This is a genomic window from Streptomyces montanisoli, from assembly GCF_017813245.1.
GTDB classification, from domain to species: domain Bacteria; phylum Actinomycetota; class Actinomycetes; order Streptomycetales; family Streptomycetaceae; genus Streptomyces; species Streptomyces montanisoli.
In genome coordinates this window covers 46,653-60,400 of the sequence record NZ_JAGIQL010000003.1, presented here as the reverse complement: position 1 = coordinate 60,400, position 13,748 = coordinate 46,653, and the positions used below count along the sequence as shown (strand labels likewise).

The 13,748-nt window shown below is 71.6% G+C and carries 13 protein-coding genes and 1 pseudogene; 13 read left to right on the top strand and 1 reads right to left on the bottom strand.

Translation table 11 applies throughout. The annotated features are described in order from the left end of the window. Nucleotides 1-3 precede the first annotated feature (3 nt). The 6 genes from JFN87_RS01710 to JFN87_RS01685 all read left to right on the top strand — a co-directional run bounded on the left by JFN87_RS01710 (nt 4) and on the right by JFN87_RS01685 (nt 5,462). The gene (locus JFN87_RS01710) at nt 4-384 is read left to right on the top strand and encodes a hypothetical protein (protein WP_209337992.1); all 381 of its coding nucleotides are present in this window, start codon (nt 4-6) and stop codon (nt 382-384) included. Beyond that, entirely contained in the window at nt 381-2,006 is a 1,626-nt protein-coding gene (locus JFN87_RS01705) for a recombinase family protein (RefSeq protein WP_209337991.1), read from the top strand. The genes JFN87_RS01710 and JFN87_RS01705 overlap by 4 nt, the downstream gene beginning before the upstream one ends. Nucleotides 2,007-2,053: 47 nt before the next feature. Then, nucleotides 2,054-2,695 (top strand): ATP-binding protein, encoded by a 642-nt coding sequence (locus JFN87_RS01700; protein ID WP_372449164.1) that lies wholly within the window; start codon nt 2,054-2,056, stop codon nt 2,693-2,695. Then, nucleotides 2,692-3,858, top strand: a complete 1,167-nt coding sequence (gene dprA / locus JFN87_RS01695) for a DNA-processing protein DprA (RefSeq protein ID WP_209337990.1) — start codon at nt 2,692-2,694, stop codon at nt 3,856-3,858. Before JFN87_RS01700 ends, dprA begins: the two co-directional genes overlap by 4 nt. A gap of 167 nt (nt 3,859-4,025) precedes the next feature. After that, a complete protein-coding gene (gene whiG, locus JFN87_RS01690; RefSeq protein ID WP_209337989.1) occupies nt 4,026-4,865 on the top strand; it encodes an RNA polymerase sigma factor WhiG in 840 nt (279 codons plus the stop codon). 33 nt (nt 4,866-4,898) lie between these two features. After that, nucleotides 4,899-5,462 carry a TetR/AcrR family transcriptional regulator gene (locus JFN87_RS01685; RefSeq protein WP_209338075.1) on the top strand — a complete coding sequence of 188 codons (564 nt, stop codon included), beginning with the start codon at nt 4,899-4,901 and terminating at the stop codon, nt 5,460-5,462. Nucleotides 5,463-5,584: 122 nt separating this feature from the next. On the opposite strand, the pseudogene JFN87_RS01680 reads toward JFN87_RS01685, so the two are convergent. Further along, nucleotides 5,585-6,043: pseudogene (locus JFN87_RS01680) on the bottom strand (peptidoglycan DD-metalloendopeptidase family protein); the annotation flags it as partial. Nucleotides 6,044-6,316: 273 nt separating this feature from the next. Here JFN87_RS01680 and rpsB point away from each other — a divergent pair. The 7 genes from rpsB to JFN87_RS01645 all read left to right on the top strand — a co-directional run bounded on the left by rpsB (nt 6,317) and on the right by JFN87_RS01645 (nt 13,676). Then, the gene (rpsB, locus tag JFN87_RS01675) at nt 6,317-7,291 is read left to right on the top strand and encodes a 30S ribosomal protein S2 (protein WP_209337988.1); all 975 of its coding nucleotides are present in this window, start codon (nt 6,317-6,319) and stop codon (nt 7,289-7,291) included. 84 nt (nt 7,292-7,375) lie between these two features. Then, nucleotides 7,376-8,218: a translation elongation factor Ts gene (gene tsf, locus JFN87_RS01670; RefSeq protein WP_209337987.1), complete on the top strand. Its 843-nt coding sequence runs from the start codon at nt 7,376-7,378 to the stop codon at nt 8,216-8,218. A 188-nt stretch (nt 8,219-8,406) separates the two neighbouring features. Beyond that, on the top strand, nt 8,407-9,186 hold the full coding sequence (gene pyrH, locus JFN87_RS01665) for a UMP kinase (RefSeq protein ID WP_209337986.1): 780 nt from the start codon (nt 8,407-8,409) through the stop codon (nt 9,184-9,186). Between the two features lie 85 nt (nt 9,187-9,271). Continuing rightward, nucleotides 9,272-9,829 (top strand): ribosome recycling factor, encoded by a 558-nt coding sequence (gene frr, locus JFN87_RS01660; protein ID WP_209337985.1) that lies wholly within the window; start codon nt 9,272-9,274, stop codon nt 9,827-9,829. Then, nucleotides 9,829-10,923 carry a phosphatidate cytidylyltransferase gene (locus tag JFN87_RS01655; RefSeq protein WP_209337984.1) on the top strand — a complete coding sequence of 365 codons (1,095 nt, stop codon included), beginning with the start codon at nt 9,829-9,831 and terminating at the stop codon, nt 10,921-10,923. Before frr ends, JFN87_RS01655 begins: the two co-directional genes overlap by 1 nt. 193 nt (nt 10,924-11,116) lie before the next feature. Further along, entirely contained in the window at nt 11,117-12,229 is a 1,113-nt protein-coding gene (gene rlmN, locus JFN87_RS01650) for a dual-specificity RNA methyltransferase RlmN (protein ID WP_209337983.1), read from the top strand. A gap of 337 nt (nt 12,230-12,566) precedes the next feature. Further along, nucleotides 12,567-13,676, top strand: coding sequence for a thiamine ABC transporter substrate-binding protein (locus JFN87_RS01645; RefSeq protein WP_209337982.1), 1,110 nt, complete (start codon nt 12,567-12,569; stop codon nt 13,674-13,676). Nucleotides 13,677-13,748 lie beyond the last annotated feature (72 nt).

The following is a 13,748-nucleotide window of genomic DNA, read 5'->3' as shown; positions in this document are numbered from 1 at the left end:
CCCATGAGCCGCGCCCTTCCCGTGCACGCCTACACCCTGCCCGCGTGCGCGTACGCCGGCCTGCTCGTCGCTGTCGCCCTCGGAGCGATCGGCGCACTCGGCAGCTCGGACGATCTCTCCCGGTGCGGCATCCTCCTCGGCATCTTGTCCCTGCCCGCCCTGATCGTCGGGCACATCCAGCACGCCCACCGTCTCAGCGACGGCCAGCTCGCCGACGCACACCGCGCCGGATACCTCCTCGCCCTCGACCAGGTCGCCCGCGGCCTCCTCGACCAGCCGACCGCGCCCACCGACGGAGACCGCGCCGGCACCGTCGACGACCAGCTCGGCAACGTGCGCCACCTCCGCCCCATCCGCAACGACAGAGAACGGACCGCCGGATGACTCCACCACCCGACACCTTCCTAAGTGCTGCCGCCCTCGACCCCGAACCCTGGCTCGGATACATCCGCGTCAGCACGTGGAAAGAGGAGAAGATCAGCCCGGACCTTCAAAAGGCCGCCATCCAGGCATGGGCACGGCGGACCGGTCGCCGCATCGTCGACTGGATCGAAGACCTCGACATGACCGGCCGCAACTTCAAACGCAAGATCATGCGCGGCATTGAGCGAGTGGAGAAGCGCGAGGCGGTCGGAATAGCCGTCTGGAAGTTCTCTCGCTTCGGCCGCAACGATCTCGGCATCGCCGTGAACCTCACGCGCTTGGAGCATGCGGGCGGGCAGCTCGAATCGGCAACCGAGGAAGTGGACGCCCGGACCGCGGTCGGTCGCTTCAACCGCAAGATCCTTTTCGACCTCGCGGTTTTCGAGTCGGACCGCGCCGGCGAGCAGTGGAAGGAAACCCACCAGTGGCGCCGCGCGCACGGCCTACCAGCGACCGGCGGCAAGCGACTCGGCTACATCTGGCACCCCCGCCGCATTCCGCACCCCAGCGACCCGAGACAGTGGGCCACGCAACGCGAGTGGTACCAGGTCGACGAGGCCGCGCGGGCCACCGTCGAGGACCTGTTCGCGCGCAAGCTCGCCGACGCAGAGGGATACGGCGGCCTCGCAGCGTGGCTCAACCCCCTGGGCTACCGCACCGGCCACGGCAACCCCTGGCGTGCCGACAGCCTGCGCCGCTACATGCTCTCGGGATTCGCCGGCGGCCTACTCCGCGTGCACGATCCCGAATGCCGATGCGACTACACGGCCAACGGTGGCACCTGCGGCAGATGGGTACACATCGACGGAGCTCACGAGGCGATCATCAGCCCGGAGACCTGGGAGCGGTACGAGGAACACGTCGCCGAGCGCCGCCAGATGACGCCCAGAGTCCGCAACCCGACCTACCCACTCACCGGTCTCGTCCGGTGCGGGGGATGCCGCGAGGGCGCCGCCGCGACCTCAGCGCGCCGAGCGTCCGGGCGCATCCTGGGATACGCCTACGCGTGCGGGCAGAGTCGCAGCGGCCTGTGCGACAACCCCGTATGGGTGCAGCGCGCCGTCGTCGAGGATGAAGTGCGACTGTGGCTCGCACGCGAAGTCGCCGCCGGCGTCGACGCTGCGCCGCCCGCATACATCCCGCCGCAGCGCGACGACCACACCGAGCGCGACCAGAGGGAGCGGGCCCGGATGGAGGGCGAACACACGCGGCTGACCAACGCCCTAACCAATCTGGCCGTAGACCGCGCCACCAATCCGGATGCCTACCCCGAAGGGGTCTTCGAGGCCGCCCGGGCACGGATCTTGAAACAGAAAGAGGCCGTCACGGAAGCACTCGAAGGGCTCGCCGCGGAAGCCGCGATGCCGAAACGTAGCGCGCTGGTGCCTCTCGCGGTCGGTCTGCTCGAAGAGTGGGACACGTTCCGTGCGCCCGAAACGAACGGCATCCTGCGGTCCCTCATTCGGCGCGTGGCCATCACGCGGGGCGCCGCGGGTCGCAAGGGCGTCGAGGGAAGCGGTCAGACCACGATCACAATCCACCCCGTGTGGGAGCCGGACCCGTGGGAGACGACGGAGAAGTAAGGCGCCGTCCTCACCTCCCGTAGCCACCTGTTTTACATGCCCTGTCCTTGGACGAGGCGCCCGAGTTCTCCGGGCGGGCGCTGGAGGCGCTGCGCCAGCCGCTGGAGTCGGGACACGTGGTCGTGGCGCGCAGCGCGGGCGTGGTGCGGCTGCCCGCCCGCTTCCTGATGGTGCTGGCGGCCAACCCCTGCCCGTGCGGCAGGCACGGCGTGGGCGGCTCGGCCTGCGAATGCCCGCCCTCGGCCGTCCGCCGCTACCAGGCGCGGCTGTCGGGCCCGCTGCTCGACCGGGTTGACCTGCGGGTGGGGGTGCGGCCCGTGCAGCGTGCCGACCTGGTGGGCGAGGGCCTCCGCGGCGAGTCGACGGCGGTGGTCGCCGCCCGGGTGCGGCAGGCGAGGGAGCGCGCGGCAGCGCGCTTCGAGGGCATGGCGTGGCAGCTCAACAGCCAGGTGCCAGGACACGAGCTGCGCACCAGGTGGCCCGTGGCGCCGGGCGCGCTCGCCGCGGCCGAGAGCGACCTGGAGCGCGGCCTGCTCACGGCGCGCGGACTCGACCGCGTCCTGAGGGTCGCCTGGACGATCGCCGACCTGGCGGGCCGCGACCGTCCGGCCGAGGACGATGTGGCGCTCGCCCTCGAACTGCGCACCGGCGTCGCGCGCGGTGCCCCGGCGATGGCGGGCAGGTCATGACAGCCGCCGCGGCCGGGGAGCGGTGGGCCAGGGCCGCGCTCACGCGCGTGTTCGAGCCCGGCGACGAGATCGCGGGTGTCTGGCTGCGGCGCCTTGGCGCCACCGCGCTGCTCGACCTGCTCACCGGCGACCGCGCAGTGGCCGAAGCGGCGCTCACGGGCGTCGGCGCCGGCCGGCTCGACGGCTACCGTGCCCGCGCGGCGGTGGCCGACCCCGGGAGCGACCTGGCCGCGGCGGCGCGGTCGGGCGTCCGGTTCCTCTGCCCCGGGGACGCGGAGTGGCCCACCCAGCTCGCCGACCTGGGGCCGGCGGCACCCATCGGGCTGTGGGTGCGCGGAGCGCCCGACCTCAGGCTCTGGGCGCTGCGGTCGGTCGCCGTGGTCGGGGCGCGCGCCTGCACCCCGTACGGGGCGCACATGGCCGCCACGCTCGCCGGCGGGCTCGCGGAGCGCGGCTGGGTCGTGGTCTCCGGGGCGGCCTTCGGGGTGGACGGCGCGGCGCACCGCGGAGCCCTCGCCGCGGGCGGGGCCACGGCGGCGGTGCTCGCCTGCGGGGTCGACACGGTGTACCCGCGCGGTCATGCCGAGTTGATCGCACGCATCGCCGAACAAGGTCTCGTCGTCGGGGAATTGCCGCCGGGCGACCATCCGACGCGCAGCCGCTTCGTGCAGCGCAACCGCGTCATCGCCGCGCTCACCCGGGGCACCGTGGTCGTGGAGGCCGCGTACCGCAGCGGATCACTCTCCACCGTGCGCTGCGCCCAGCGCCTCGGCCGCCTCGCGATGGGAGTGCCTGGACCGGTGACGAGCGGCCTGTCCGCCGGCGTCCACGAACTGCTCAGAGGGGAAGGAGCCCTGGTCACCGACGCGGAAGAGGTGATCGAACTGGTCGGCGCCATGGGAGAGCTGGCCCCCGGGAAACGGGGGCCCGACATCCCCAGGGACCTGCTGCGCCCCGACTGCGCACGCGTACTCGAAGCGCTACCCGCGAAAGGGACGGACCGGGTGGCGGAGGTGGCGCGGGAGGCGGGCGCCACGACCGACGAGGCGCTCGCCAGGCTCTTCGAGCTTCACTCGCTCGGGTTTGTCGAACGACACAGCGACACATGGCGTCCCGCCGCCCCACGGCAGGGCACCGGCGACGGCCAGCAAGGCGGTGCTTGACCTGGGGCATTCGGGTGACAGGGTGAGGCGAATGACGTCCATACGCCGCTGACCGCCGTACCGGTCAAGGCAGTACCGTCCCCCGCTCCGCACGCGCACCGCGACGGCACGGTCACGCTACGCTCAGCCAGATCCCCACGTCACAGCAGAACGGCTCAAGGCACCGCATGCCCCAGCACACCTCCGGGTCCGACCGCACCGCGGCCCGGTCGGCGCCCCCCGCCGCCCGGAGCGCCGACCGGCCGCCCGCACCCTCGTCGCTCGACGAGCTGTGGCGGTCCTACAAGGCGACGGGCGACGGACGGCTGCGCGAGCAGCTGATCCTGCACTACTCGCCGCTGGTGAAGTACGTGGCGGGCCGCGTCAGCGTCGGGCTGCCGCCCAACGTCGAGCAGGCCGACTTCGTGTCCTCCGGAGTCTTCGGGCTCATCGACGCCATCGAGAAGTTCGACATCGAGCGGGCCATCAAGTTCGAGACGTACGCCATCACCCGCATCCGCGGCGCGATGATCGACGAACTGCGCGCCCTGGACTGGATCCCCCGCTCCGTTCGGCAGAAGGCCCGCGCGGCCGAGCGGGCCTACGCGACGCTCGAGGCCCAGTTGCGGCGCACGCCCTCGGAGGCCGAGGTCGCCGCGGAGATGGGCATCGGCGTTGACGAACTGCACGCCGTGTTCAGCCAGTTGTCGCTGGCCAACGTCGTGGCCCTGGAGGAGCTGCTGCACGTCGGCGGGGAGGGCGGCGACCGGCTCAGCCTCATGGACACGCTGGAGGACACGGCCGCCGACGACCCCGTCGAGGTGGCCGAGGACCGCGAGCAGCGAAGACTGCTCGCCCGGGCCATCAACACCCTGCCCGACCGGGAGAAGACCGTGGTCACGCTCTACTACTACGAGGGCCTCACCCTCGCCGAGATCGGCAACGTGCTCGGCGTGACCGAGAGCAGGGTCAGCCAGATCCACACGAAGTCGGTCCTCCAGCTGCGGGCCAAATTGGCGGATTTGTAGAGTGGGTCCGTGCCAAGGATTCGAGCGGCCTCCGTGGCCGAGCACCGGACCATGCAGCGCGGCGCCCTGCTCGACGCCGCACGCTCCCTCCTGTCGGAAGGCGGCACCGAGGCGCTGACGTTCCCCGCCCTCGCCGAGCGCACGGGCCTCGCGCGGTCCTCCGTCTACGAGTACTTCCGCTCACGGGCCGCCGTCGTCGAGGAGCTGTGCGCCGTCGACTTCCCCGTCTGGGCGCAGGAGGTGTCCGCCGCGATGGCCGCCGCGGACACCCCGCAGGCCAGGATCGAGGCGTACGTGCGCACGCAGCTCGCGCTCGTCGGCGACCGGCGCCATCGCGCCGTCGTCGCCATCTCGGCCGGCGAGCTGGACGACGGCGCCCGCGAGAAGATCCGCGCCGCCCACGGCGGCCTCGTGGCCATGGTCGTGGCGGCGCTCGGCGACCTCGGCCACCGCAGCCCCCGCCTCGCCGCGATGCTCCTCCAGGGCATCGTGGACGCCGCCGTGCGCCGCATCGAGCTCGGCGCGGCCGAGGAACCCGGCGAGATCGCGGACGCGGCGGTAGCGACGGCGCTCAGGGGCGTCGCCGGCCCGGCCTGACCCCACAGCGGCAGCAGCCGCGAGGGGCCGCGGCGCCGCAGCCAGGGCGGCAGCAGCGACAGCGGGTCCAGATAGACGCCCGCACGCAGCAGCCCCCAGTGCAGGCAGGCCCTCGCGCAGTGGTACGGGCCCGCGGAGACCCGCGCCACCACCTGGCCGGCGCGCACCGCGTCGCCCCTGGCCACCAGCGGCACCACCGGCTCGTACGTCGTGCGCAGCGGCGGTGTCCCCGTGCCGGACAGCGCGATCGACACCACCCCGCGCCCCGCCACCTTCCCCGCGAAGGACACCCGCCCGCCGGCGGCGGCGCGCACCGGCGCCCCGCGTGCCGTCGCGAGATCCACGCCCCGGTGGCCACGCCCGTAGACGGAAACGGGCGGCAGCCAGCCCCGCACGACCGCCGGCCGGTCTCCCACCGGCCACGCACGGCCGGCCGCGGGAGCCGCAGCGGCGACGCCCCGCGGCCCGGGCCGGGTAGCGGCCGCGGCGGACCCGCCCGCCGACGGCCCGGCGCACCACAACAGCACCGCGGCGACCAGCACACAACGCAAGGCGAGCAGCGCACAACGCAAGGTGACCATGTGCCAACCCTCCCGCGACAGGGCACGTCCGCGGGGATCACGAGCGGCATCTGTGGACAAGGCGCCGGTTGTGGACAACGCCGTCACCCAGGGGTGCGAAGGTCCCGTACACTTCTTGTGCGGCCCGGGTCACCGGGTCGACTTCGCACGCCCCGACGTCGTCGTTCGACTGCCGACGTCAGCGCCTCTCGGTCCCTCGTGGCACGGCGCGCAGGGCGTCAGGCGCGACCGCCGTCCGGCGGCCGCGACAACCGAGTACCTAGGAGTACGGCCATGGCCGTCGTCACGATGCGGGAGCTGCTGGAGAGCGGCGTCCACTTCGGTCACCAGACCCGCCGCTGGAACCCGAAGATGAAGCGCTTCATCTTCACCGAGCGCAACGGCATCTACATCATCGACCTGCTCCAGTCGCTGTCGTACATCGACCGCGCCTACGAGTTCGTCAAGGAGACCGTCGCGCACGGCGGTTCCATCATGTTCGTCGGCACCAAGAAGCAGGCGCAGGAGGCGATCGCCGAGCAGGCGACGCGCGTGGGCATGCCCTACGTCAACCAGCGCTGGCTCGGCGGCATGCTGACCAACTTCTCCACCGTCTACAAGCGCCTCCAGCGCCTCAAGGAGCTGGAGCAGATCGACTTCGAGGACGTGGCCGCCTCCGGCCTCACCAAGAAGGAGCTCCTGGTCCTCTCGCGCGAGAAGGCCAAGCTGGAGAAGACCCTCGGCGGCATCCGCGAGATGCAGAAGGTGCCGAGCGCCGTCTGGATCGTCGACACCAAGAAGGAGCACATCGCCGTCGGTGAGGCGCGCAAGCTCCACATCCCGGTGGTCGCGATCCTGGACACCAACTGCGACCCCGACGAGGTCGACTACAAGATCCCGGGCAACGACGACGCGATCCGCTCCGTCACCCTGCTCACCCGCGTGATCGCCGACGCCGCCGCCGAGGGCCTCATCGCCCGTTCCGGCGTCGCGACCGGCGACCAGAAGCCGGGCGAGAAGGCCGCGGGCGAGCCGCTCGCCGAGTGGGAGCGCGACCTGCTGGAGAAGAAGGGCGACTCCGAGGGCGAGAAGCCGGCCGAGGCCGCCGCGGAGAAGCCGGCCGAGGCCGCCGCCGAGGTGCAGACCTCCGCCGAGACGGCCAAGGTCGCCGACGCTGAGCAGGCCGAGGAGGCCCCGGCCGCGGAGACGCCGGTCGCCGAGGCCCCCGCCACGGAGGCCCCCGCCGCGGACGCCGCCGAGCAGGCCTGACCTCACGGTTCGCAGTGACGGCGGGGGCCCACCGGCCCCCGCCGTCCACCCGTAGATCTTCGACCTCCTAAGAGAGAAACACAGATGGCGAACTACACCGCCGCCGACGTCAAGAAGCTTCGCGAGCTCACCGGCGCCGGCATGATGGACTGCAAGAAGGCCCTGGACGAGGCCGACGGCAATGTCGACAAGGCCGTCGAGCTGCTCCGCGTCAAGGGCCAGAAGGGCGTCGCCAAGCGCGAGAGCCGCAACGCCGAGAACGGCGCCGTGGTCTCCCTCATCGCGGACGACCGCGCCTCCGGTGTCCTGCTCGAGCTGAAGTGCGAGACGGACTTCGTCGCCAAGGGCGACAAGTTCCAGTCCGTCGCCGCCGCGCTCGCCGAGCACGTCGCCAAGACCCGGCCCGCCGACCTGCAGGCGCTGCTCGCCTCCGAGATCGAGGCCGGCAAGACCGTCCAGGCGTACGTCGACGAGGCCAACGCCAACCTCGGCGAGAAGATCGTCCTCGACCGCTTCGCGCAGTTCCCCGCGGACGGCGGCTTCGTCGCCGCCTACATGCACCGCACCATGCCCGACCTCCCGCCGCAGGTCGGCGTCCTGGTCGAGCTGGACAAGGAGAACGCCGAGGTCGCGAAGGACGTCGCGCAGCACATCGCCGCGTTCGCGCCCAAGTACCTCACGCGTGAGGACGTCCCCGCCGAGGTCGTCGAGAACGAGCGCCGCGTCGCCGAGGCCACTTCGCGCGAGGAGGGCAAGCCCGAGGCCGCCCTGCCGAAGATCGTCGAAGGCCGGGTCAACGGCTTCTTCAAGGAGGTCACCCTCCTCGACCAGCCGTTCGCGAAGGACAACAAGAAGTCCGTCAAGAAGATCCTGGACGAGGCCGGTGTCACGCTGAAGCGCTTCGCGCGCATTCGCGTCGGCGCCTGACCGCTTCGCCGGCGCCAGCGCGCCGACGGAGTCGTACACGGAGGACGGCGGACCCCGCTAGGGTCTGATGCAGTCGTCGGCCGCGTACCTGCCGGACGACCGCAGATCGACGAGGAGGCCATTGCCGCCAGGGACGACACCCGACCCACCGGCAATGGCCTTCGTCGTATGTGTACGAGGAGAACCCCATGAGCAAAGACGCGGACGCCGTCCCTTCCACCGACGACCGGAACGCCCAGGGCCCACGCCCGAGGCGCTTCATGCTGAAGCTCTCCGGTGAGGCGTTCGCCGGAGGGGGAGCGCTCGGAGTCGATCCCGACATCGTGCACGCGATCGCGCGCGAGATCGCTGCCGTCGTCAGGGACGGCGCGCAGATCGCTGTCGTCATCGGCGGCGGCAACTTCTTCCGCGGCGCCGAGTTGCAGCAGCGCGGCATGGACCGGGCGCGCTCCGACTACATGGGCATGCTCGGCACGGTCATGAACTGCCTGGCGCTCCAGGACTTCCTGGAGAAGGAGGGCGTCGAGACCCGCGTGCAGACCGCGATCACCATGGGACAGGTGGCGGAGCCTTACATCCCGCTGCGCGCCGTGCGCCACCTGGAGAAGGGACGCGTCGTCATCTTCGGCGCGGGCATGGGCATGCCGTACTTCTCCACCGACACCACCGCGGCGCAGCGCGCGCTCGAGATCCACGCGGAAGCCCTGCTGATGGGCAAGAACGGCGTGGACGGCGTCTACGACTCCGACCCCAAGACCAACCCGGGCGCCGTGAAGTTCGACGCGCTCGGGTTCGGCGATGTCATCTCGCGCGACCTGCGCGTCGCCGACCTGACCGCGATCACGCTGTGCCAGGACAACAAGCTGCCGATCCTGGTCTTCGAGCTGCTGGCCGAGGGCAATATCGCGCGAGCGGTCAAGGGTGAGAAGATCGGCACTCTCGTGAGCGACCACGGCGGCAGGGACTGAGGTCCGGTCCCCGCGGCCCCGTACGGACATAGCCCTGCCGGTGGTACACCGTGCAGACCGCCCTCACAACACGCAGGAGCAAGTGGTGATCGAAGAGACCCTCCTCGAAGCCGAGGAGAAGATGGAGAAGGCCGTCCTGGTCGCCAAAGACGACTTCGCCGCGATCCGCACCGGGCGCGCGCACCCGGCCATGTTCAACAAGATCGTGGCCGACTACTACGGTGCCATGACGCCGATCAACCAGCTCGCCTCGTTCTCGGTGCCCGAGGCGCGGATGGCCGTGGTGACGCCGTTCGACAAGAGCGCCCTGCGCAACATCGAGCAGGCGATCCGCGACTCCGACCTCGGCGTCAACCCGAGCAACGACGGCAATATCATCCGGGTGGTGTTCCCCGAGCTCACCGAGGAGCGCCGCAAGGAGTTCATCAAGGTCGCCAAGACCAAGGCCGAGGACTCGAAGATCTCGATCCGCGCCGTGCGCCGCAAGGCCAAGGAGACCATCGACAAGCTGGTCAAGGACGGCGAGGTCGGCGAGGACGAGGGCAGGCGGGCCGAGAAGGAGCTCGACGACACCACCGCGAAGTACGTCGCGCAGGTCGACGAGCTGCTCAAGCACAAGGAAGCCGAGCTGCTCGAGGTCTGATGAACGACTCTTCCCGCGGTGCCCCGCCGGCAGCCGGCCACCGGGCCCCCTCCGACCAGGGGGCTTGTCCGGCGGGTCCCGCCCGCGATGAGCCCGAGGCGCAGCAGACTCGGCCCATGCCCATCGTGCCCGACGGACCCGCACCGGACGGACCGCTGCCCGGCGGCGGCCGCGGGGCGGCCCACCGGGCCGGACCGCTGTTCCGTGACGAGACGCCGCAGGAGCCCATGGCGCAGAACCCGGCACCGCATCCCGCACCCGACCAGCCCCCGCAGAAGAAGCGCGCGGGCCGCGACCTGCGCGCGGCGATAGGGGTCGGGGTCGGTCTCGGTGCCGTGGTCGTGGCGTCGCTGTTCATCGTCAAGGCCGTGTTCGTCGGGGTGATCGCGGCCGCAGTGGTCGTCGGCCTGTGGGAGCTGACCAGCAGGCTCGACGAGAAGAAGGGCATCAAGGCGCCGATCGTCCCGCTCGCCGTCGGCGGCGCCATGATGGTCGTCGCCGGCTACGTCTGGGGGACGGAGGGCGCCTGGCTCGCGATGGCGCTGACCGCGCTCGCCGTGCTGGTGTGGCGGATGACGCAGCCACCCGACGGCTACCTGCGGGACGTCACGGCGGGCGTCTTCGCCGTGTTCTACGTGCCATTCCTGGCCACCTTCGTCGCGCTGATGCTCACCCCGCACGACGGCCCCTGGCGGGTGCTGACTTTCGTCATCCTCACCGTGATCAGCGACACGGGCGCGTACGCGGTCGGCTGGCGGTTCGGCCGCCACAAGCTCGCGCCGCGCATCAGCCCGGGAAAGACCCGGGAGGGCCTCGTCGGCGCCGTCACGTTCGCGATGGTGGCAGGCGCGCTGTGCATGCAGTTCCTGGTCGACGACGGGGTGTGGTGGCAGGGTCTGCTGCTGGGCCTCGGCGCGGCCGTGAGCGCGACGCTCGGCGACCTCGGCGAGTCGATGATCAAGCGGGACCTCGGGATCAAGGACATGGGCACGCTGCTGCCCGGCCACGGCGGCATCATGGACCGGCTGGACTCGCTCCTGCCGACGGCGCCCGTGGTCTGGCTGCTGCTGGTGCTGTTCGTCGGCTCGCACTGACGGTTCGCACTGACCCGTCGCCCGTCCGGCCGAGCGGGTACGCTGAATGGGTCCGCCGCCGCACGCGGTGGGCCCATCTGTGTCCCGCCCCCGTCCCGAACCCGGCCCGGACCTGTCGCCGCCCCGTGAGACGCCCGGGGCCGCGCTGCCGAGTCGCGGGACCACCGCCGTACGTACCGAGGAGTTGTCGCTCATGCCCGCGCCGAAGCCGGGGGAACTGACCTTCGCCGCCCCCCGCGGCGCGAAGCGCCCGCCGCGGCACCTCGCCGACCTCACGCCCGCCGAGCGCCGCGAGGCCGTGGCGGCGGCGGGGGAGAAGCCGTTCCGGGCCAAGCAGCTCTCCCAGCACTACTTCGCGCGGTACGCGCACGCGCCCGAGCAGTGGACCGACATCCCCGCCGGGTCGAGGCAGCGGCTCGCGGACGCGCTCCTGCCCGACCTCATGTCCGTCGTGCGCCACATCTCCTGCGACGACGACACGACGCGGAAGACGCTCTGGCGCCTGCACGACGGCACCCTCGTCGAGTCCGTGCTGATGCGCTACCCGGACCGGGTCACCATGTGCATCTCCTCGCAGGCCGGCTGCGGCATGAACTGCCCCTTCTGCGCCACGGGCCAAAACGGCCTCGACCGCAACCTCTCGACGGCCGAGATCGTGCACCAGATCGTCGACGGCATGCGCGCCCTGCGCGACGGCGAGGTCGCCGGCGGCCCCGCACGGCTGTCCAACATCGTCTTCATGGGCATGGGCGAGCCGCTCGCCAACTACAACCGGGTGGTCGGCGCCATCCGCAGGCTCACCGACCCGGAGCCCGACGGCCTCGGCCTCTCGCAGCGCGGGATCACGGTGTCGACGGTGGGCCTCGTGCCCGCGATGCTGCGCTTCGCCGACGAGGGGTTCAAGTGCCGCCTCGCGGTGTCCCTGCACGCGCCGGACGACGAGCTGCGCGACACGCTCGTCCCCGTCAACACGCGCTGGAAGGTGCGCGAAGTGCTGGACGCGGCCTGGGAGTACGCGGAGAGGTCGGGCCGCCGCGTCTCGATCGAGTACGCGCTCATCCGCGACGTCAACGACCAGGCGTGGCGCGGCGACCGGCTCGGCCGCCTGCTCAAGAACCGGCGGGTGCACGTCAACCTCATCCCGCTGAACCCGACGCCGGGCTCCAAGTGGACGGCCTCACGCCCCGAGGACGAGCGTGCCTTCGTGGACGCGATCGCCGCCCACGGCGTGCCCGTGACCGTGCGGGACACGCGCGGGCAGGAGATCGACGGCGCGTGCGGCCAGCTGGCGGCGTCCGAACGCTGACGGCGGCGCCTGGGCCCTGCCGGACATCGCGGGACACCCCCTCATCGCACGCGCGTACCTGCCCCGTGCGCCCGTGTGTACCCTGGTGGCTGACACAACGCATACAACCCATACCGCATACACCCGACAGGGGAGCGCCACAGCGCTGAGAGTGCGGCAGCGGCCCGGGACGCGAGACCCGGGCCCAGGCCGCAGACCCTCTGAACCTCGCCCAGGTCATTCTGGGTAGGAAGTCCGGTCTTCACCTCATGCTGTTGCGCCCTGCCCCGGCCCGCCCACGCGGACCGGGGGCAGGGCCGCGTCTCTTCCTGGACTGGACGTCCCAGGAGGAAAACAAGTGCCCACCACCAGGAAGCTCGCGGCGGCCGCGCTCGCCGCCGCGGTCGGTGCCACCGCCCTCGCCGCCTGCGGAGGGCAGGACGGGCAGGGCGGCGGAGGCGACGCGGGAGCCGCGAAGGCCACAACGGTCACGCTGGTGAGCCACGACTCGTTCGCCGCCTCGTCCGCCGTCCTGAAGGAGTTCACCAAGGAGACGGGCTACAAGGTCAAGGTCCTCAAGAGCGGTGACGCCGGCGAGGCCGTCAACAAGGCCATCCTCACCAAGGGCGCCCCGCAGGGCGACGTCTTCTTCGGCGTCGACAACACGCTGCTCAGCAGGGCGCTCGACAACGGCCTGTTCACCCCGTACACCGCCAAGGGCATCGACCGCGTCGACCCGTCCACCCGGCTCGACAAGGCCAAGCACCGCGTCACGCCCATCGACAGCGGCTACCTCTGCGTCAACTACGACCGCGCGTACTTCGCACGGCACAAGCTCGCGCCGCCGAACACCTTCGCGGACCTCGTCAAGCCCCAGTACAAGAACATGCTGGTGACGGAGAACGTCGCGACCTCCTCGCCCGGCCTCGGCTTCCTGCTCGGCACGATCGCCCGCTACGGCGACTCCGGCTGGCAGGACTACTGGAAGAAGCTCAAGGCCAACGGCGTGCAGGTGGTGGACAGCTGGGAACAGGCCTACGACCAGGACTTCTCCGGGTCCGCCGGCGGCAAGAAGGCCAAGGCGACGCGGCCCCTCGTCGTCTCGTACGCGTCCAGCCCGCCGTCCGAGGTGCTGTACGCCAAGCCGCGGCCGAAGAGCCCGGCGCAGGCGCCCACCGGCGTCGCCACCGGCACCTGCTTCCGCCAGATCGAGTTCGCGGGGCTGCTGGACGGCGCGAAGAACACCGCGGGCGGCAAGGCACTGATCGACTTCATGATCAGCAAGCGGTTCCAGGAGGACATGCCGCTGCAGATGTTCGTCGACCCCGTGGTCAAGGGCGCCAAGGAGCCCGAGGTCTTCACGAAGTTCGGCGCGAAGATCACGGACGGCGAGTCCATGGCGCCGCCCCGGATCGCCGCGCACCGCGACCAGTGGATCCAGACGTGGTCCTCGCTCCTGGTGAAGTGAAGGGCGCCGAGGGACCCGGCGCCTCGCCGGGACCCCCGGCCACGGGGCGCCGCCGGGCCGTGCGCCCCGCCG